General features: G+C 68.9%; 17 protein-coding genes. 4 read left to right on the forward strand and 13 right to left on the reverse strand.

Going from position 1 to position 17,939, the window contains the following annotated elements:
- Nucleotides 1–124 precede the first annotated feature (124 nt).
- The 3 genes from ACP699_RS10260 to ACP699_RS10270 are packed head-to-tail and all read right to left on the reverse strand — an operon-like array spanning nt 125 to nt 2,092.
- Nucleotides 125–760, reverse strand: coding sequence for a DUF1684 domain-containing protein (locus ACP699_RS10260; RefSeq protein ID WP_426170935.1), 636 nt, complete (start codon nt 758–760; stop codon nt 125–127).
- 36 nt (nt 761–796) lie between these two features.
- Nucleotides 797–1,606 (reverse strand): sugar nucleotide-binding protein, encoded by an 810-nt coding sequence (locus tag ACP699_RS10265; RefSeq protein ID WP_426170937.1) that lies wholly within the window; start codon nt 1,604–1,606, stop codon nt 797–799.
- A 24-nt stretch (nt 1,607–1,630) separates the two neighbouring features.
- On the reverse strand, nt 1,631–2,092 hold the full coding sequence (locus ACP699_RS10270; protein ID WP_426170939.1) for a MarR family winged helix-turn-helix transcriptional regulator: 462 nt from the start codon (nt 2,090–2,092) through the stop codon (nt 1,631–1,633).
- A 115-nt stretch (nt 2,093–2,207) separates the two neighbouring features.
- On the opposite strand from ACP699_RS10270, the gene ACP699_RS10275 reads away from it, so the two are divergent.
- On the forward strand, nt 2,208–3,410 hold the full coding sequence (locus ACP699_RS10275) for an MFS transporter (protein ID WP_426170941.1): 1,203 nt from the start codon (nt 2,208–2,210) through the stop codon (nt 3,408–3,410).
- 65 nt (nt 3,411–3,475) lie between these two features.
- Here ACP699_RS10275 and ACP699_RS10280 read toward each other — a convergent pair whose 3' ends face one another.
- Nucleotides 3,476–4,126, reverse strand: coding sequence for an MIP/aquaporin family protein (locus ACP699_RS10280; RefSeq protein ID WP_017829708.1), 651 nt, complete (start codon nt 4,124–4,126; stop codon nt 3,476–3,478).
- 251 nt (nt 4,127–4,377) lie between these two features.
- Between ACP699_RS10280 and ACP699_RS10285 the strand changes: the two genes are divergently transcribed.
- Together ACP699_RS10285 and ACP699_RS10290 are read left to right on the forward strand one after the other, a co-directional pair.
- A complete protein-coding gene (locus ACP699_RS10285; RefSeq protein WP_426170944.1) occupies nt 4,378–5,763 on the forward strand; it encodes an APC family permease in 1,386 nt (461 codons plus the stop codon).
- On the forward strand, nt 5,750–5,965 hold the full coding sequence (locus ACP699_RS10290) for a multidrug transporter (protein ID WP_426170946.1): 216 nt from the start codon (nt 5,750–5,752) through the stop codon (nt 5,963–5,965). Before ACP699_RS10285 ends, ACP699_RS10290 begins: the two co-directional genes overlap by 14 nt.
- Nucleotides 5,966–6,146: 181 nt before the next feature.
- Here the strand turns inward: ACP699_RS10290 and ACP699_RS10295 are convergent, their stop codons facing one another.
- From ACP699_RS10295 to ACP699_RS10335, 9 genes are all read right to left on the reverse strand, one after another.
- Nucleotides 6,147–8,129 carry a putative Ig domain-containing protein gene (locus tag ACP699_RS10295; protein WP_426170948.1) on the reverse strand — a complete coding sequence of 661 codons (1,983 nt, stop codon included), beginning with the start codon at nt 8,127–8,129 and terminating at the stop codon, nt 6,147–6,149.
- A gap of 162 nt (nt 8,130–8,291) precedes the next feature.
- Entirely contained in the window at nt 8,292–9,617 is a 1,326-nt protein-coding gene (locus ACP699_RS10300) for an RNA polymerase sigma factor (protein ID WP_426170950.1), read from the reverse strand.
- 156 nt (nt 9,618–9,773) lie between these two features.
- Nucleotides 9,774–10,361 carry a cysteine hydrolase family protein gene (locus ACP699_RS10305; RefSeq protein WP_127483197.1) on the reverse strand — a complete coding sequence of 196 codons (588 nt, stop codon included), beginning with the start codon at nt 10,359–10,361 and terminating at the stop codon, nt 9,774–9,776.
- A gap of 136 nt (nt 10,362–10,497) precedes the next feature.
- Entirely contained in the window at nt 10,498–11,265 is a 768-nt protein-coding gene (locus tag ACP699_RS10310; RefSeq protein ID WP_055874971.1) for an SDR family NAD(P)-dependent oxidoreductase, read from the reverse strand.
- Complete coding sequence (locus tag ACP699_RS10315; protein WP_055866457.1) at nt 11,262–11,876, reverse strand: nucleoside/nucleotide kinase family protein; 615 nt, start codon at nt 11,874–11,876, stop codon at nt 11,262–11,264. Before ACP699_RS10315 ends, ACP699_RS10310 begins: the two co-directional genes overlap by 4 nt.
- 94 nt (nt 11,877–11,970) lie before the next feature.
- Nucleotides 11,971–12,978, reverse strand: a complete 1,008-nt coding sequence (locus ACP699_RS10320) for a sugar ABC transporter substrate-binding protein (RefSeq protein ID WP_127483200.1) — start codon at nt 12,976–12,978, stop codon at nt 11,971–11,973.
- Between the two features lie 51 nt (nt 12,979–13,029).
- The gene (locus ACP699_RS10325) at nt 13,030–14,061 is read right to left on the reverse strand and encodes an ABC transporter permease (protein WP_017829716.1); all 1,032 of its coding nucleotides are present in this window, start codon (nt 14,059–14,061) and stop codon (nt 13,030–13,032) included.
- A 2-nt stretch (nt 14,062–14,063) separates the two neighbouring features.
- Nucleotides 14,064–15,563 carry a sugar ABC transporter ATP-binding protein gene (locus tag ACP699_RS10330; protein WP_127483201.1) on the reverse strand — a complete coding sequence of 500 codons (1,500 nt, stop codon included), beginning with the start codon at nt 15,561–15,563 and terminating at the stop codon, nt 14,064–14,066.
- Entirely contained in the window at nt 15,560–16,615 is a 1,056-nt protein-coding gene (locus tag ACP699_RS10335) for an NAD(P)-dependent alcohol dehydrogenase (RefSeq protein WP_055866465.1), read from the reverse strand. Before ACP699_RS10335 ends, ACP699_RS10330 begins: the two co-directional genes overlap by 4 nt.
- A gap of 253 nt (nt 16,616–16,868) precedes the next feature.
- Here ACP699_RS10335 and ACP699_RS10340 point away from each other — a divergent pair, with 253 nt between their 5' ends.
- A complete protein-coding gene (locus tag ACP699_RS10340; protein WP_055874985.1) occupies nt 16,869–17,936 on the forward strand; it encodes a LacI family DNA-binding transcriptional regulator in 1,068 nt (355 codons plus the stop codon).
- Nucleotides 17,937–17,939 lie beyond the last annotated feature (3 nt).

Consider the following 17,939-nt stretch of genomic DNA (forward strand, 5'->3'; position numbering starts at 1 on the left):
GTCGCGGGTCCCGTGTGAGACTCCCGCCGGGAGCGAAACGCTCGCTCGGAGATAGGACGTGCGCGCACGTCGATTCGTCACAAAGTCGTTCCGGATCCGTGCGGGAGCCCGGAAGATCAGGCGCTCAGGCGCTCCCGACCCCGTGCATCTCCCCGACCGGGACGGCGGTCGTGAGCACGTTCCCCGGTTGCGCGAGTGGGCAGGCCCACGCAGGGTCGTAGGCGCACGAGGGGTTGTAGGCGAAGTTGAAGTCGAGCACGATCGTGCCGCGCCGGGCGTCGGATCCGAGGTCGGCGCCCTTGACCGTGTCGATCAGGTAGCGTCCGCCGCCGTAGGTTCCGCCGGGGCGGCCGGCCAGCGCATCACGCACCGGGATGAAGAGACCGCCGCCGTAGGAGGCCAGCCGCCAGACGTCGAGCGATCCGGCATCCGGGATCTCCACACGGCCGATCCGCTCGAACGGGACGATGCCGTCGGTGCCGGTCGCGAACTCGAAGCCGCCGGGGTCTGCGGGGAGGATCGGCAGTTCGAAGCGCCACTGCGGGTCGTACGAGGCGATCGGGAGCCCCTCGAACAGCGCCCTGTCCTCGAGCAGCAACGGAGTGGCCGGGTGGTGGAGCATCAGATCGTCCCGCTCGATCCGCCAGAGTTCGTGCGCCTCCTCCGGGGAGTCCGCGATCCGCACGGCGTCGTACAGGGCGAAGACCCGACGCCGCCAGTCGACGACCTCCATGGCGGTGCGCGCAGCTGTGCTCGTCATGGGCCCAGGCTACGCGGCGCTGCCGACGACGGCGCCTCAGCTCGCGGTGGGGCCCGCGATCATCTCGGCGTATCCCTCGCGATAGGTCGGATACTCGAGGGTGCCGAGCAGCGACCACAGCAACGACCCGTCGTACACGAAGCCGCCCGGGTCCGCAGAGCCGATGTCGGGAGGCACATCGACACCGAGCTCGCGCGCGATGAACCCGACGACCTCTCCCAGCGGTGCCGGGCTCTCGTCGACGGCGTGCACGAGCCGCGGAGGGGCGGGCGTCCGCAGCAGCAGTTCGAGGGTGCGCACCAGGTCGGTCTCGTGGATGCGGTTCGTGCGCCGCGCGTGTTCGACCGCCGCGCCTTCGCGCACCTTCCGCAGCAGGAAGTCGCGGCCGGGTCCGTAGATGCCGGCCGGCCTCACCACGACCGCATCGAAGATCTCGACGGCCGCCCGCTCGCCGTCGCGCAGTCCTCGCGAGCGCGCGCTCGTCGGTTCCGGATCGTCCTGCTCGGTGATCGGCCGCGCGGCCCCTGGACCGTCGAACACCCCGGTCGACGACACGAACACGGTGCGGGCCGGGATCGCGGGCAGCGCCTCGGCGAGATGCGTCAACGCCGTGCGGTAGGCCGACACGCCCTCACCGGGCGGAAGCGTGACGACCATCGCGTCGACCGCGGGAAGTCGCGAGGCGAGCGGCGCCGCGAGGTCGGCGCGGATCCCGGTCACGCCGGCCGGCGGCTCGGCGTCGCTCCTACGCAGCGCGAACACCTCGCCGTGCGCGAGGATCAGCGGTGCGAGGCGGGCGGCGATCTTGCCGGAGCCGACGAGGAGCGTGCGGGAGGGGGTGGTCATCATGGAGCCGTCGATCTGTCGGGATCAGCCTGCGGCGAGCGCGGGCAGCGCGACACCGTGCAGTGCCTCGACGACGGGGGCCAGTTCCGGCTGCGCCGCCGCGTCTTCGAGCACCCGCTCGAGGGCGGCGTCATGGATCGGTCGCGCTTGTTCGTAGAGCTCGCGACCTGCGGGAGTGAGCTCGGTGTAGATGCCGCGACGGTCATCGGCACACAGGATGCGTGTGAGGAGACCGCGGTCCTCGAGGCGGTTGACCAGGCGGGTCGTGGCGCTGGGGCTCAGGGCTGCCGCGCGCGCGAGCTGCTGCATGCGCATGTGCCATCCGTCCTGCCTGTCGAGCGCGTCGAGCACGGTGTACTCGACGACCGAGAGCGATGCCGCCTCTCCCAGGCTGCGCTCGAGCGCGGTCTCGATCAGGCCGTGCAGTGCGGCGAGCGTCCGCCAGCCCTGCACACGCACCTCGACCGCGTCGTCACCGATACCCATGGACATCCTCCGAGATAGTTGCTTGCGCCAGATACTTGCGTGTGCAATCATTAACGTTCGATGCGCAATATGCGGCGTCTGCAAGTATCCTCACCAATCTATCAGGAGAATCGTCATGCCTCCAGGACTGATCGCCCTCGCCATCGGGGCGTTCGGCATCGGACTCACCGAGTTCGTCATCATGGGCCTGCTGCCCGAAGTCGCCCACGACTTCGGCGTCACCGAGTCGGCAGCCGGCTGGCTCATCTCCGGCTACGCGCTGGCTGTGGTGGTCGGCGCACTCGTGCTCACCGCCGCGGCCACCCGGCTACCCAAGAAGCCCGTGCTGCTCGGGCTCATCGTGCTGTTCATCATCGGCAACGCCCTCACCGCTCTCGCCGACGACTACGGCGTCGCGATGCTCGGCCGCATCATCGCCGCCCTCTGCCATGGTGCGTTCTTCGGCATCGGGTCGGTCGTCGCCGCCGGCCTCGTCGCCCCGGAGAAGAAGGCCGGCGCGATCGCGATCATGTTCACCGGCCTCACCGCCGCGAACGTCTTCGGTGTGCCGTTCGGCACCTTCCTCGGTCAGGAGCTGGGCTGGCGCTCGACCTTCTGGGCGATCTCCGGCATCGGCGTGCTGGCCTTCCTCGGCATCGCCCTCCTCGTCCCGCGCCTTCCCCGCCCCACCGCCCAGGTCAGCCTCCGCGGTGAGCTCGCCGCCTTCCGCTCCGGACAGGTGTGGTTCTCGCTCGTCGTCACGATCCTCGCGTTCGGCGGGATGTTCGGCGCCTTCACCTACATCGCCTACACGCTCACCGAGGTGAGCGGCTTCGCCACCTCCGCCGTGCCGTGGCTGCTCGTGCTGTTCGGCGCCGGCCTCGTGCTCGGCAACTGGCTGGGCGGACGCCTCGCCGATCGCGCGATCGACCGCACCCTGGTCATCTTCATCGCCGCTCTCGTGATCGTCCTCGTGCTCTTCGCCGCATCGGCGCAGTCGGGCGTGGCCACGATCATCGCCCTGTTCCTCATGGGCGGCTTCGGCTTCGGCACGGTCCCGGGTCTGCAGAGCCGCGTCATGCAGTACGCGGGCGGCGCGCCCACCCTCGCCTCCGGCGCGAACATCGGGGCGTTCAACATCGGCAACGCGCTCGGCGCCTGGGCGGGCGGAGTCGGCATCTCCGCCGGTCTCGGCTACACCTCGCCGATCTGGATGGGGGCGATCCTCACCGGCGTCGCACTCGTCGTGATGGTCGTCGCCGCGGCCCGCGCCAGAGTCCGCGCCGCGGATGCCCGGGATGCGGAGCCGACCCCCACCGCATCGGTGCCGGTCGGCTGACGCTTCCGCACGCAGAAGCGCCGCACCCTCCGAGGAGGATGCGGCGCTTCGGTCGTGCGGGAGGACTACTCCGCTGCGGCGATCTTCTTGGCGTCGTCCGTGTTGAGCACCCGGAACAGGATCGCCGCGATCACGGCTCCGACGACGGGGGCGACGAGGTAGAGCCACAGCGAGCTCCAGGCGAAGTGCCCGCTGACCGAGAGGCCGAGCGCGACGGCCGGGTTGAAGCCGCCACCCGAGATCGAGCCGACGGTCGCCGCGCCCACGAACACGGTCGCACCGATGGCGAGACCGTAGAACGAGTTGCCCGCGGTGTCCTTCGACGTGGCGGTGTTGAGCACGACCCACACGAGGATCAGCGTGAAGAGCGCCTCGACGAGGAACGCAGGGCCGACCTCGACGATCATGGCCTTCTCGCCGACGGGCCACACGGACATGCTGACGAGCGCGGCCAGTGCGCCACCGACGAACTGGGCGATGAGGTAGGAGATGAAGTCGGCGACGCTGAGGCCGCCTCGCAGGAACACGCCGACCGAGACGGCCGGGTTGAGGTGTGCACCCGAGATGTGGCCCGTCGAGAACACGAGCACCATCAGGGTGAAGCCGATCGCGAGCGGAGTCAGCGGGCTGCCGCTGTTCACTGCCGCGATGATCGCGAGGACGAAGAGGAAGGTGGCGAGCGCCTCTGCGAGCGCCTTGCGTGCCGTACCGGTCATGAGAGTGCCCTTTGTGTCGGAGATTCGAGAGAGGAAGCCCGTCCTGCCCGCATACTCCGGTCGACCGAGCCTCTTGCGGCACTGACGCTATCGCCGGATCCCGCGGAATTCCGGGAGCCGCGCGGACTTTCTGTGAATTCGCTGAGCCTGGAAACGGACGACGATCCGCGAGCGGTCGGTCGGCGAGGAGGCCACGGCGCCGGGATGTCAACCCCGTGGCCGCTGTCGCCTCTCCCCCGTAGCTTTCGAGGATGACGACCGAGACCGCGCCCGCCGCCGAGACCTCGACCCGGCTGCGGAGGGCGATCACCGGGCCTCTCCTGTTCGCATTCATCCTGGGAGACGTGCTGGGCGCCGGCATCTACGCGCTGATGGGCGTGCTCTCCGAGAAGGTCGGCGGGATGCTGTGGGCACCCCTGCTCCTGGCACTGCTTCTCGCGATGCTCACCGCGGGCTCGTATGCCGAGCTCGTCACCAAATACCCTCGTGCCGGTGGAGCAGCGGTCTTCGCCGAGCGCGCCTTCCACAGCCCCCTGGTGTCGTTCCTGGTCGGATTCAGCATGCTCGCGGCGGGCGTCACGAGCGCGGCCGGACTCGCGATCGCGTTCGCGGGCGACTACCTGGGCACGTTCCTCGACCTGCCGACGATCCCGGTCGCCATCGCGTTCCTCGCCGTCGTCGGCCTCCTGAACGCCCGCGGCATCCGGGAGTCCATGGGAGCCAATCTCGTGATGACGGCGATCGAGCTCAGCGGCCTCGTCATCGTCGTCGCCGTGGTCGCGATCTTCGTCGGCGGTGGTGGCGGTGACCTCTCCCGTGTCACCGAGGTGCCGGAGGGCACGAATGCTGCGATCGCGGTGCTGTCGGGCGCCGTCATCGCCTACTACTCGTTCGTCGGGTTCGAGACCTCCGCGAACATGATCGAAGAGGTGAAGGATCCGCGCCGCACGTACCCCCGCGCCCTCTTCGGCGCTCTGTTCACCGCCGGAGCGGTGTACGTGCTGGTCGGGTTGGCGAGCGCGATCGCGCTCCCGCCCGCAGCGCTGCAGGAGTCGAGCGGACCCCTGCTCGCCGTCGTGGAGGCCACCGGCGTCAGCATCCCCTCCTGGCTGTTCAGCCTCATCGCGCTCGTCGCCGTCGCCAACGGCGCACTGCTGACGATGATCATGGTCAGCCGCCTGACCTACGGCATGGCCGAGCAGAACCTCCTGCCCGCCACCCTCGGCCGCGTGCTCCCGAAGAGGCGGACCCCCTGGGTCGCGATCCTCACCACCACCCTCGTGGCGATGGGCCTGACCCTCGTCGGGGATCTGGCGACGCTCGCCGAGACCGTCGTGCTGCTGCTTCTGGTCGTCTTCCTCAGCGTCAACGTGTCCGTGCTGGTGCTGCGTCGGGACCGCGTCGAGAACGATCACTTCCGCGTGTGGACCTTCGTCCCCGTGCTCGGCATCGGCTCCTGCATCCTGCTGCTGACCCAGCAGCGTCCGGCCGTCTGGCTCTTCGGCGGGATCCTGCTCGCCGTCGGCGGTGTGCTCTACCTGCTCGCGCTCTGGGGCAGGAAGCACGCCGAGAAGAGGAACGACGCTTCCGGCGGCGACACCGTCGGCAACCCGAAGGAGAACCATGAGCACGCCTGAGCACGCATCCGACGAAGAGATGACGAGCGCGCAGAAGCGACACGACCAGCTGACGGCAGCGCCGGAGGCCACCGAGGCCGACGCCGCGCCCCGCATCGAGGTCAGCGAGCACGACGGCAACACCCGCATCGACATCGCCCCGGAGGCGCCTGTGCGTCCGGGACCCGGCCCGGGAATGCCCGAGGCCGATCCCGAGGACTGACGCATCCGGTCGGGCTCAGGACGAGCCCGAAGGAGGTAGGGGCGGCACGTGGGGGTGTGCCGCCCCTGTTGGGGAGGTGCTGTGCACCAGGTGACGGGGAGGTGTCACCGAGCCCGGGGAGGACTCATCTAGAACAACGGATATCCGGGCGGAATCTGTCGGCGCGTGCAGCGCCGACGCGTCACACCCGTCGACGGCTCCTGGTGAACAGCAGATAGCCGCTGCCGGCGACGATCAGGAGCGCTCCGGCCCCGGCCGCGTACGCCGCGAACGCCGCGGTGCCGCCGGTGACGGCGAGCGAGGCGCTGCCGCCGGACGTGCTTCCTCCGCGAGGCGGGCCGGTCGGGTCGGTCGGATCGATCGGATCGGTCGTCGGGATCACCGTCCGCTCACGGATCACGACCACGTACTCCTGGGTGTCGGTCCCGTACTGATTCGTCGCCGTCACCGTGAAGGTGAAGGTGCCCGCGGTCGTCGGGGTGCCCGTGAGCGCTCCCGTGGTCGGATCCAGGACGAGTCCCGGGGGCAGCGAGCCCGTGGTGACCGCGAGCGTGATCGGCCCCGGCCCCGTCGCCTCGACCGTCGAGGTGTAGGTGGTCCCGACCGTTCCGTCCGGGAGGGAGGGGGTGACGATGACCGGCGGTTCGAGGTACGTGAACCCGCCGGGGTAGGTCGTCGCGGACTGATACGGCGTGGCGGTGGTCCCCGCGATCAGGCCCGTGCGGACGACGACGTCGACGGGACCGTGAACGTGCGGCGGGGTCACGACGCTGATCGGGCACCCCGACGCGTCGAGGTCGGTGCCGGGGATGCCGTCGAAGGTGACCTCGGTCACCCCGAAGCTGAGTGCGAGGCCCGGCCGCATCCGCCCCTCGCTCGCGTAGCTGCCGAGCTGTGCGGGACCGGAGATGCTGCCCCAGGTCGGACGCATTCCTCCCCAGCTGTAGAGACGACCGTCCGAACCCAGCGCGAACGACGCCTGCAACCCGATCTCGACATCCGTGGCGATGACACCGGCGGGGATGTCGCTGGTGTCGACCTTGACGGGCGCCGCCGCGTCGACGACCGAGTTGATGCCGAGCTGACCGTCGGGGTTGTAGCCCCAGCTGTACATGGTCCCGTCGTCGGCGAGCACGAGAACGTGGAACTCGCTCGCGACGATCTTCTTGATGCTGAGGCCTGCGGACATGTCGCCCGCGGAGACGAGCACGGGGGCTCCGACGGCGGTCACACCGGTGTCACCGATGCCGAGGCGGCCGTTGCCGTTGTACCCCCAGGAGTAGATCTTTCCGTCGGTGCCGAGCCCGTAGCCCACATACGAGCCGGCAGCGACCTGGGTGAACGTGACGCCGGCGGGAACCGCCCCCTGTGCGATCCGCACCGGTGCGAGCCGGTCGGCTCCACCGACGTTGCCATCGCCGTTGCCGCCCATGAAGCTGCCACCCCAGGAGTAGATCCAGCCGTCGCTGCCGAGCGCGTAGGTGTTGCCGTTGCCGTTGGCGAGCTGGGTGATGGTGACACCTGCGGGGATCTGCCCCTGCGCGAGCGCGACGGGCTCGGGACGCCAGTTGTTCGTGCCCTCTCCGTTCGACGGCTCGCCCCAGCTGTACACCCAGCCGTTGTCGGCGAGCACGGCGGCACGCCCCGAGCCGGCGGCGATCGAGACCGGCTTCACTCCCGCCGGGATCTGCCCCTGGTTCACCTTCACGGGCGTCGCCGATTCCTGCGGGTTGAAACCGCCGATGCCGAGTTGGCCGGAGGAGTTCATGCCCCAGGCGTAGATCGCACCGTCGGCGGCGACCACGTAGCCGGCGTACTGGTCGTAGTCGGCGTCGACGATGTCGGCATCCGCGGGGATAGCCCCCTGCGAGATCTGCCCTGGCCCTGATCCCCCGCCGTTCCCGTTGGATCCGTACTGCCACGCGCCCCAGGTGAGGACCTTCTCCTCCTTCGTGACGATCATGGCGTTCATCCCGCCTGCGGCGAACATCTCGATCGGCGAGACGTCCGAGCATTCGATGAGAACCGTGGTTCCTCCGGCCACAGGGCCGGAGTCGGGTGTGGGCGCGGCCCACCCCGCGGTCGGAACCGCGAGAGCCGCGGCGACGCCGATGACCACGGCACCTGCCAGGCGACGACGGACGTGTGTGTTCCCAGTAGACATTGCTGACCCCCAGCATCTTCGGGCGTTGTCCCCGCGACACACCCGGAAGGAGAGACTCCGTTCGGGCGCTTTCCATTACGCGGACAGTGCGAATTCGCAGGCACGCCAGCCGGCGTGACCCCTCGGAGGTACAAACGAACGAGCCGAAGGAATCTGTCGGAGTCAGCCGACCGTCGCCGTGACGGTCTGCGTCTCGGAACGCACCTGCCCCTCGGCGACACCGCTGACCGCGCGGTCCCCGCGATGCCCGGCCAGCAGGAGCCGGTATCCGCCGGCCTCATCAGGGCGGGAGTCGACGAGGGCGAAGGTGACGCGGGAGGTCGCATCCCCCCGGCAGATGGCACCCGTCGAGGAGGGCGAGCAGTCCCACGCCTCGGGAGTGCTCAGAACGCTCAGTCCGGGCGGAAGAAGGAGCTCGACCACGACGTCCTCGGTGTCTCCCAACCGCAAGTCCACGTCGATCTCGGCACGCTCGGCCGGAAGCGCTCGTGAGGTGACGGCGAGTTGGAGCCCGCCGATCGGCCCTCCCGAGAGGAGGTTCTGCACCGCAGGAAGAGCCAGCGCGATCAGGAGCACCCCCACCACGACCGAGGCGATCGCCATGATCTGCGGCACCAGGGAGATCCGTCGCGCGCCGGAGAGCCGTCGGACCACCGACGGTGGCGCGGTCGGCCTCCCCCGCGGGCGATCATCGGCCTCGGCAGAGCCGGACGGGCCGAGCACGCTCCCGGCGACGAGGAGCGCGACCGTGCCGAGCGCGGAGGTGAGGGCGCCGAACCGGCCCCAGGCGGCCCTGCACCGATCACACGTGCGGATGTGCGCCATGCCGCGCGATCGAGAGACATCCTCCATCTGCACCGCAACCGACTCCGGGAGGTCGCCGGCGGCGCGACGGCAGTCCGCTGGCGCGTCTTCTTCGAGGACCACCCGCAGCGTCGCCCGGCGCAGGCTGAGCTTGGCGCGCCGCAGCAGGGACGAGATCGCCGGCGCCCGCCGCGCCAGTTCTCCCTCGAGGTCTCCCGGCTTGCGCCCATCGACGACGACGGCTTTCAGCACCAGCTGCTGATCCGGCGGGAGGGACTGCAGAGCGGCGGCGACATACGCGTACTCGCGGTGAAGATCGGTGCGCCTGGTCGAGTCGAAGTGCGGCTGGAGCTCCTCATCCGCATCGAGGATGCCGCCGACGCGGGAGCGCGGTGAACGGTACTCGTCGATCAGACGGTTCCTCATCGCTCGCGAGAGATAGGCGTTGGGGTTCGAGGTCGGTCCCCTGCCCTCGGCCCACAGCGCGAGGAGGGCGGCGATGGCGTCCGCGGCGAGGTCGTCGGGATCGAGCACGCCGTTGGAGATCCGTCGCGCTATCGACAACAGGTACGGGAGATTCTCGGCGAGGTACTCCCCGGCCGCACCACGGTCCCCCGCGTTCGCCTCTCGGGCCCGTCGATCATCGACGACACGCCGATCGACCTGGTCCGTTGCTTCGCCCATTGCCCACTCCCCTGAGTGCGCCCCCCTCCGCTACTGATGAGATTACGCGATGGCACGCCGCGCATCTCCCCGCGGGAACGCCCCCTTCCGGACAACGAGCATCGCGACGGAATCTGTCGGTGGGCGACGACGTCGTGGGGAATCCGGGCGGCGCTTCTAGGGGAGACCGGGCGCCCGGACCGCTCCGATCCGTTCGCTCGTGCTCGCGATGGTCGCGAATCCCCGGGCCGCCAGGATGCTCTCCGTACGGCGCATGATGTCCTCCCCCGACACGGCGGCCAGCCCGCCGTGCGCAGGGATCGCCGAGGTCGTGGTCGCATCGGTGACGAACTCCACCTCGTAGCCGAGGTCGGCGGCGACGCGGGCCGTCGTCTCGCAGCACTGCTCGGTGCGGATGCCGCAGATCACGACGCGACGCACCCCCGCCCCCTGCAACCTGTCATGCAGGTCCGTCGAGCCGAATGAGTTGACCGTCGTCTTGGTGAGGGCTGCTTCGGATTCGCGCGGATCGAGGTCCTCGATCACACGCACGAACCCCGATGCGGGGTCGAACACACCCCCGCTCCCCGGCTCGGAGTGCGTAATCCACACGACCGGGTCGCCGACCTCTCGCGCGTGGGCGACGAGGAGCGCGATGTTGTCGATCACGGCAGGATTCGCCGTGGCCGCCCAGTCGTCGACACGCCGGCGGAAGGACTCCTGCGCATCGATGACGAGCAGGGCGGTGTCGGAAGAAGAGGTCATGCGCTCATCGTGCCCGCCCTCGCGGACGCGGACAAGACCGCGCACTGCCGACGACCGCAGGGATCCGGACAGACGGGCCGGACGGGAGGAGCGGACGCCACCGAGGATTCATCCCCGGCGGCGTCCGCCGTGCCGCTCAGAACAGCGTGTAGCCGCCGTCGACGACCAGCACGGTGCCTGACATGAAGCTCGCGGCGTCCGAGGCGAGGAACACGATCGAGGGGCTCACCTCGTCCGGCGTCGCATAACGCTGCTGCGCGGAGTCCTCGATCCAGAAGCGACGGTACTTGGGCTCGTCGACCGGCGACATGTCGGTCTTGATGTACCCGGGGGCCACGGCATTCACGCGGACGCCGGACGGCGCCCACTCCGCCGCGAGCGACTTGGTGAGGTGGTGCACGGCGGCCTTGGACGCGTTGTACGCCGGCTGGAACTGCGGCCGGTTGACGATCTGCGCCGAGATGGAGCCGACGTTGACGATCGAGCCCGAGCCACGTGCGACCATGTGTCCGCCGACTGCCTGCGACATGCGCCACAGCGCCGTGAGGTTGGTGTCGATGACGTGCGACCACTCGTCGTCCGTCACCTCGAGCGCGGGACGGTGGATGCACGCGCCGGCGTTGTTGATGAGGATGTCGAGGTGCCCGGCCGCACCGATGGCCTCGGCGGCGATGCGGTCGACCGAGGCGCGATCGGTGAGGTCCCCGAGCACGATCCACGCGCGGCGTCCGCGCGCCTCGATCTCGGCGGCGACCTCCTTGGCCGCCTCCTCGTCACGGCCGTGCACGACGATGTCGGCTCCGGCTTCGGCGAGGGCCCGCGCGAACTCGCGACCCAGCCCTCGGGTGGCACCGGTCACGAGTGCCGTGCGGTCGGTGAGGGCGAATGCTTCCATGACGCTCATGCGTCTTCTCCTTCGGTCAGGGTGATGATGGCGTCGGCCCGGTGGCGGGTGGCGCGGATGAGGACGGCGTTGGGGCCGTCGACGTCGGAGGCCCACCGCACGGCGTCGTCGTGCGTGCGGCCGAACGACTCGTGGCGGGCGACGAGCCGGCGCAGCCGGAGATCCTCCGGCACGTCGATGTACCAGACCTCGTCGAGCAGTGGGCGGATCCGCTCCCACCCATCGGCGTCGTGGAGCAGGTAATTGCCCTCGACGACGATCAGGCGGTCGGCGGCGGAGAGGGACAGGGCACCCGCGACGGCGGCATCGATCTCGCGGTCGAAGCGAGGCGCCACCACGTCGCGCCCCGCCCGCAGGCGACCGAGCTGGGCGGCGAAGCCGTCGACGTCGAACGTCGCCGGCGCCCCCTTCCGGTCGCGCAGGCCGAGCCGATCCAGGTGCTCGTTGGCGTAGTGGAACCCGTCCATGGGGAACGCGGGTTCGCCGAGTGCCTCGGCGAGGGTGGACTTGCCGGCGCCGGGCGGACCGACGATCCCCAGCAGGAAAGGACGCCCATCCTGGGCGAGCCGCCGCGCGCGGTCACGGGCGTCGGCGAGAGCAAGAGCGAGCATCGCGGGATCTGCCTTCCAGGAGGTGTGCGGGCAGACGTCGGGGGAACGGGCAGGCGCCCGCTCCCCCGACGTCGGTGTCACCGGTCGGGCGACGTCACTTGTCGAGGAGTCCGGCCTCCTTGTACAGGTCGATGTACTCCTGGACGTTGTCCTTCGTGATCAACGGGTTGCCGATGTCGACGTTCACCTCGTCCTCCGCGCCCGTGAGCAGGTCGTGCACGGCCTTCAGGTTGAGCTGTGCCAGTTCGCGGGCGTTCTGGAGCGAGGTCGCGGTCATCGTGCCGGCCTCGATCAGGAGCACGGCCTCGGGGGTGCCGTCGACGCCGTAGGCGAGGATGCCGTCGAAGCCGCCCTTGCCCTTCACAGCCTCGAGCGCACCCGACGCCATGTTGTCGTTCATCGAGATGATCGCGTCGACGTCGGGGTTGGCCAGCGACCAGTCCTCCATGAGGGTCATGGCCTCATCCTTGTTCCAGTTCGCGATGTCCTCCGCGACGATCTTCACGTCGGGGCGCTTCTCGAAGAACTCCGCCTCCCACGCTTCGCGGCGTGCGGTGCTGTGGAAGTTGCCGGCGGGGCCGTTGAGCACGACGACGTTCGCGTTCTCCGGGATCTCCTCCAGCGCGAGCTGCGCGACGACGGCGCCCTGCTTGTACGGGTCGGCGTCGACCGAGTTGCCGCCGGTGAGTCCCTCCACGCGCGGGTTGGTGGTGATGGTCACGATGCCCGCGTCGATTGCCTGCTGGATGTAGGGCAGCTGGGCGTCGGCGTTGTTCGCCTGGATGATGACCGCGTCGAACTTGTTGGCGATCGCGTTCTCGATCATCTTGTTCTCGATCTCGTCGTCGGCCTGGCCGTCGAACACCTCGAGGGTGATGTCGTCGTAGTTGCCGGCCTCCGCCTTCATCTCGTTGGCGAGCCAGGCGGCGAACGAGTCGGCCTGGGCTCGGGCGATGTACGCGACGCGGTACTCGTCCTTGTCCTCGGTGGCACCACCGCCGCCTCCGGTCGGGTTTCCGGTGGTGACGGCGCAGCCGGCGAGGCTGATCGCTGCAGCGGCTGCGGCGCCGAGGGCGATGATCCTGCGGGTAAGACTCTTCATTGTCTTCTCCTGTTTTCGTTGGGTGGGTGAAGCGTTGCGGAAAGGGGAGGGTCAGGCTTTCACCCGACCGCCTCCCGGATCGGTCGAGGAGGCCCGAACGGGGAAGGGATCGCCCTTCGCGTCGGACTTGAGGATCGTGGTCTTCGCCTTGCCGCGCTTGCTGAAGACGTCGTAGGCGACGGCGATCACGATGATCGCGCCCATCACGATCTGCTGGATGTACGAGCCGATCCCGATGAGGTTCATGATGTTGCCGAGGATGCCGACGATGAGCGCACCCGCGAGTGTTCCCATCACGGTGCCGACGCCTCCGGAGAAGCTCGTGCCACCGATGATCGGCGCGGTGATCGCCTGCAGCTCGTAGCCGACGCCGGCGTTGGGCAGACCGGCGTTGACGCGCGACATGAAGATCACGCCGGCGATGCCGACCAGGGCGCCGTTGACGAGGAACGCCTGGTATTTCACACGCGCGACCGAGATCCCGGCGGCCCGCGCCGCCTCCTCGTTGCCGCCGACCGCGTACACCGAGCGGCCGTACCTGGTCTGGTTCATCAGGTACCAGATCACGATCGTCACGCCGATGAGCACCAGCACCGGGATCGGCAGCCAGCCGAGGTTGCCCTGTCCGATCAGGACGAAGTCACCGAGCTGGAGCACGTTCTGACCCTGCGTGAGCTCGAGCACCGCGCCGCGGGCCATGAGCATCATGCCGAGGGTGACGATGAACGCCGGGGTCTTCAGCGTCGCGACGAGGAAGGCGTTGACGAGGTTGCAGATCATGCCGATCGCGATGCCGGCGAGGATCGCGAGCAGCAGGTTGCCGCTCGACTTGTAGACCATGACCGACACCACACCCGCGAACGCCATCACGGCGCCGGCGGAGAGGTCGATCATCCCGCCGATGATGAGCGTCATCGCGCCGAACGCGAGGATGGTGATGACCGACACCTGCCGAAGCACGTTGAACAGGTTGTCCGAGCTCAGGAAGTTCGGGCTCAGCAGGCTCGCCGCGACGATGACGATCAACAGGATGATGTAGATCGAGAAGCGGCTCACCTCGAGTCTCTTCAGGTTGGAGAGCATTTTCATGCCACCTCGATTTCATTCATGGCGTACGTGAGGATGGTTTCCTGCGAGAACTGATCAGGTGTCAGCTCCGCGGTGAGGCGTCCGGCCGACATCACGTAGATGCGGTCGCACATCCCGATGAGCTCGGGCAGCTCGGACGAGATCATGAGGATGCCGCGGCCCTGCTTGGCCAGCTCGGTCATGATCTTGTAGATCTCGAACTTCGCTCCGACGTCGATGCCGCGGGTGGGCTCGTCGAGGAGGAGGATCTTCGGGTCGGAGATCAGCCAGCGGGCGAGGAGGACCTTCTGCTGGTTGCCGCCGCTGAGGTTCGCGATGCGCGTCTGCAGGCTGGGCGCCTTGACGTTCATCTTGTCGAAGTACTCGGTGACGAGCTTCTCCTCCTCCCGGCGCCGGGCGAAGCCGCCGTGGATCACCTTGCGCATGCTCGCCAGCGTGGCGTTCTTCATGATGCTGAGCTGCGGCACGATGCCGACCAGACGCCGGTCCTCGGAGAGCATGGCGACACCGGCTTTGATCGCCTGCGTCGGGTTCTTGATCTTCACGGTGGCCGTGTCGATCTCGATCTCGCCCGCATCGAGCTTGTCGAGTCCGAACACCGCGCGGATGACCTCGCTGCGACCCGCGCCGATGAGTCCGGCGAGCCCGACGATCTCGCCCGCGCGGATGTTCAGGTCGATGTCCTCGAACATGTGCGCGGACGACAGCCCGGTGGCACGGAAGACCGTGTCACCGATCTCGACCTGCTCCTTGGGGTAGGCCTGGTGGTCGAGGTCACGACCGACCATCTGCGCGATGATCTGGCTGGAGCTGATCTCGGCGGTGGGCTGCGAGCTCACGACGGTGCCGTCGCGGAGCACGCTGACGTCGTCCGCGAGCTCGAACACCTCGTCCATCTTGTGCGAGATGTAGATGATTGACTTGCCCTGTGCGCGCAGATCGCGGATCTTCGCGAACAACGACTCGACCTCCTTGTGGGCGATCGCCGAGGTGGGCTCGTCCATGATCAGCACGTCGGCGCTGTGGTAGACCGCGCGGAGGATCTCGAGGGTCTGGATCTCCGAGACGGTGAGCGTGCCGAGTCGGCGGTTGATCGAGAAGTCCAGCCCTTCCGCTGCGAGGATGCGACGCGCCTCGCTGCGGATGAACTTCCAGTCGATCTTGCCGAGCTTCATGGGCAGGCGACCGAGGAAGAAGCTCTCCGCGATGGTCATGCCCGGCACGTAGTTGAGCTCCTGCGAGATCATCGCGATGCCGCGGGCGCGGGCGTCGATCGGGTTCTTGATCCGCACCTCCTCGCCGCGCACTCGGATGGTGCCGGTGTCGGGCTGGTAGATCCCGTTGATGATCTTCATCAGGGTCGACTTGCCGGCGCCGTTCTCGCCGCAGAGAGCGTGCACGGTGCCGGGGCGCACATCGAAGGACACGTCGTCGAGGGCCTTCACACCGGGGAACGACTTCGAGATCCCCTGGACGGACAGCAGCGCGTCGGTCATGACGCCGCCCTGACCTCTGGCTCGTCGACACGACGCACGCGCGGCAGGACGATCCGCTTGAGGGAGTCGACCGATCCTTCGCCGGACAGCGCCTCCTCGACCTGCTCGATGCCGTACACGTGCGTGACGAGCGAGTCGAGCACGACCTGGCCGGATTCCAGCAGGGCCCGGGCGATCGGCCAGGTGCCGGTGTAGCGGAAGATGCCGGTGACGTTCAGCTCGCGCATCGCCACGTCGGGCACCGAGAGCGGGAACTCGTCGGCGCTGCCGACCAGGACCACGGTGCCGCCGGCACGGGTGGAGCGAATGCCGTTGACGATCGCGGGCGTGGCACCGGAGGCATCGATGAAGACGTTCGCGGCGAGGTCGACGGTCGACTGTGCCGCCGGGTCGACGACGCGGGCACCGTACGATGCGGCGAGCTCCCGGCGGGCCGGGTTGATGTCGGCGACCACCACGTCGACGGCGCCGAACGCCTTGGCCACCTGAGCGGCGATGATGCCGATCGGTCCGCCGCCGGCGATCAGCACGGTGTCACCCACCTTGATGCCGCCCTTCTGCGCGGCTGCGATGCCGACGGATAGCGGCTCCATGAGCGCTGCCGCGTGATCGCTGATCGAGTCGGGCACGTCATACGCGAAGTCGTCCTGGATGATGACGTAGTCGCAGAACGCGCCGTCGATCGGCGGCGTCGCGTAGAACTCCATCTGCGGGCACAGGTTGTAGTCGCCGGCTCGGCAGAAGTCGCAGCGACGGCAGGGCCGCTGGGGCTCGATGGCCACACGTCGTCCGATGCGCTCCGGGTCGACGTCAGCACCGACGGCGACGATGCGACCGCTCACCTCGTGACCGAGGATCAGCGGGGTGTCGACCACGTACGGACCGATGCGGCCGTGCTCGTAGTAGTGCACATCGGAGCCGCAGACGCCGACGCTCGCGACCTCCACCAGCACCTCGTCAGCGGCGGGCACCGGGACGGGGCGCTCTTCCAGCACCAGGTCCTTCACCCCTCGCAGCACGCTGGCGGTCATCGTCGACGGGATCTCAGTCATGAGAAACCTCTCTCTCCTGTGAGAACGGGGTGGTGCGGGGCTTCGGGCTTCTGCGCCCGGAGCCGTTCGGGTATCCGGCGACGAGCCTGCCCGGGCGACGCGTGTCGATCCGGGGGCTTGCGATCGCTTGAATATTAGAACGTAAATCTATAGACGTCAACAACTCCTCATCCATCCTTGATTTATCAATGAAACAGTGCAGAGAGGAGTGGTCCACTCGCTCTTGAAACGTCAAATCCACTAGGCTGAAGAGATGACCAAGACGCCCGGAGCGCCGCCGCCGACGCTCACGAGCATCGCCCGGTCGCTCGGCCTGTCGCCGGCCACGATCTCGAACGTCTACAACCACCCGGAGCGGGTCAGTGACGACGTCAGAGAACGTGTGCTCGCCACCGCCGAAGCCGTCGGCTATGCGGGACCGGATGCCGCGGCCCGCCGCTTCCGCCGCGGGAAGTCCGAGACGATCGGCGTGGTCTTCACCGACGAGATGCCCTTCGCCCTGGCCGACCCCGCCTCCGTGGCCCTGCTGGCGGGGCTCTCGACCACGCTCCAGGAGGCGCGGCTCAACCTGCTGCTGCTGCCCACCGGCCCGCCCGTCGGGGCGTCGCGGGTGTCGAACGTCATGGGGGCCGTCGTCGACGGCTTCGTCTTCTACTCGGTCCCGGAGGGTGATCCGCACCTCGACGCCGCACTGCGGCGCCGCCTGCCCACCGTGGTGGTGGACGAGCCGCGCGACGGCCTCACCGCCGACTGGGTCGGGCTGGACGATCGTGCCGCCGCCGCCGAGCTCGGGCAGCATCTGGCCCATCTCGGCCACCGGAAGGTGGGCGTCATCACCTCGCGCCTCGGGCGCGCGCGCTACAACGGCCCCGCCGACGAGGACCGCTGGACGCAGGCCGTCTACTCGGTGCAGCGCAACCGGATCGCCGGTCTCCGCGACGGCCTGGGCGGCGTTCCGCTGGTCGTCGAGGAGCGCTTCGAGAACGCGGTCGAGTCCGGCGCCGCCGCCCTCCAGGCCCTGCTCCAGCGCCACCCCGACCTCACGGCGATCTGCTGCTTCGGAGACGTCCTCGCGATCGGCGCACTCGACGCCGCACGCCGTCAGGGTCTGAGCGTGCCGGGCGACCTCACGATCACCGGCTTCGACGACATCCCCGAAGCGGGACGCGTCGGCCTCACCACGGTGAGCCAGCCACTCGTCGAGAAGGGCCGCATCGCCGGCGAGATGCTGCTGAGCCATGCACTGGCCGAGACCCCGCGGCGACGCTTCCTGCCGACCTCGCTCGAGGTGAGGGCGACGAGCGGTCCTCCGCGTCCCTGAGAG

Origin of the sequence: Microbacterium sp. DWRC1-3 (genome assembly GCF_049896645.1) — a bacterium.
Lineage (GTDB): Bacteria > Actinomycetota > Actinomycetes > Actinomycetales > Microbacteriaceae > Microbacterium > Microbacterium maritypicum.

What these genes read in the sequence shown, in the direction of transcription:
- ACP699_RS10335 (WP_055866465.1), bottom strand. Translation starts at nt 16,615, where the DNA reads ATGACTGAGATCCCGTCGACGATGACCGCCAGCGTGCTGCGAGGGGTG.
- ACP699_RS10340 (WP_055874985.1), top strand. Translation starts at nt 16,869, where the DNA reads ATGACCAAGACGCCCGGAGCGCCGCCGCCGACGCTCACGAGCATCGCC.
- ACP699_RS10320 (WP_127483200.1), bottom strand. Translation starts at nt 12,978, where the DNA reads ATGAAGAGTCTTACCCGCAGGATCATCGCCCTCGGCGCCGCAGCCGCT.
- ACP699_RS10290 (WP_426170946.1), top strand. Translation starts at nt 5,750, where the DNA reads ATGAGCACGCCTGAGCACGCATCCGACGAAGAGATGACGAGCGCGCAG.
- ACP699_RS10285 (WP_426170944.1), top strand. Translation starts at nt 4,378, where the DNA reads ATGACGACCGAGACCGCGCCCGCCGCCGAGACCTCGACCCGGCTGCGG.
- ACP699_RS10265 (WP_426170937.1), bottom strand. Translation starts at nt 1,606, where the DNA reads ATGACCACCCCCTCCCGCACGCTCCTCGTCGGCTCCGGCAAGATCGCC.
- ACP699_RS10330 (WP_127483201.1), bottom strand. Translation starts at nt 15,563, where the DNA reads ATGACCGACGCGCTGCTGTCCGTCCAGGGGATCTCGAAGTCGTTCCCC.
- ACP699_RS10310 (WP_055874971.1), bottom strand. Translation starts at nt 11,265, where the DNA reads ATGAGCGTCATGGAAGCATTCGCCCTCACCGACCGCACGGCACTCGTG.
- ACP699_RS10270 (WP_426170939.1), bottom strand. Translation starts at nt 2,092, where the DNA reads ATGGGTATCGGTGACGACGCGGTCGAGGTGCGTGTGCAGGGCTGGCGG.
- ACP699_RS10260 (WP_426170935.1), bottom strand. Translation starts at nt 760, where the DNA reads ATGACGAGCACAGCTGCGCGCACCGCCATGGAGGTCGTCGACTGGCGG.
- ACP699_RS10325 (WP_017829716.1), bottom strand. Translation starts at nt 14,061, where the DNA reads ATGCTCTCCAACCTGAAGAGACTCGAGGTGAGCCGCTTCTCGATCTAC.
- ACP699_RS10295 (WP_426170948.1), bottom strand. Translation starts at nt 8,129, where the DNA reads ATGTCTACTGGGAACACACACGTCCGTCGTCGCCTGGCAGGTGCCGTG.
- ACP699_RS10315 (WP_055866457.1), bottom strand. Translation starts at nt 11,876, where the DNA reads ATGCTCGCTCTTGCTCTCGCCGACGCCCGTGACCGCGCGCGGCGGCTC.
- ACP699_RS10275 (WP_426170941.1), top strand. Translation starts at nt 2,208, where the DNA reads ATGCCTCCAGGACTGATCGCCCTCGCCATCGGGGCGTTCGGCATCGGA.
- ACP699_RS10305 (WP_127483197.1), bottom strand. Translation starts at nt 10,361, where the DNA reads ATGACCTCTTCTTCCGACACCGCCCTGCTCGTCATCGATGCGCAGGAG.
- ACP699_RS10300 (WP_426170950.1), bottom strand. Translation starts at nt 9,617, where the DNA reads ATGGGCGAAGCAACGGACCAGGTCGATCGGCGTGTCGTCGATGATCGA.
- ACP699_RS10280 (WP_017829708.1), bottom strand. Translation starts at nt 4,126, where the DNA reads ATGACCGGTACGGCACGCAAGGCGCTCGCAGAGGCGCTCGCCACCTTC.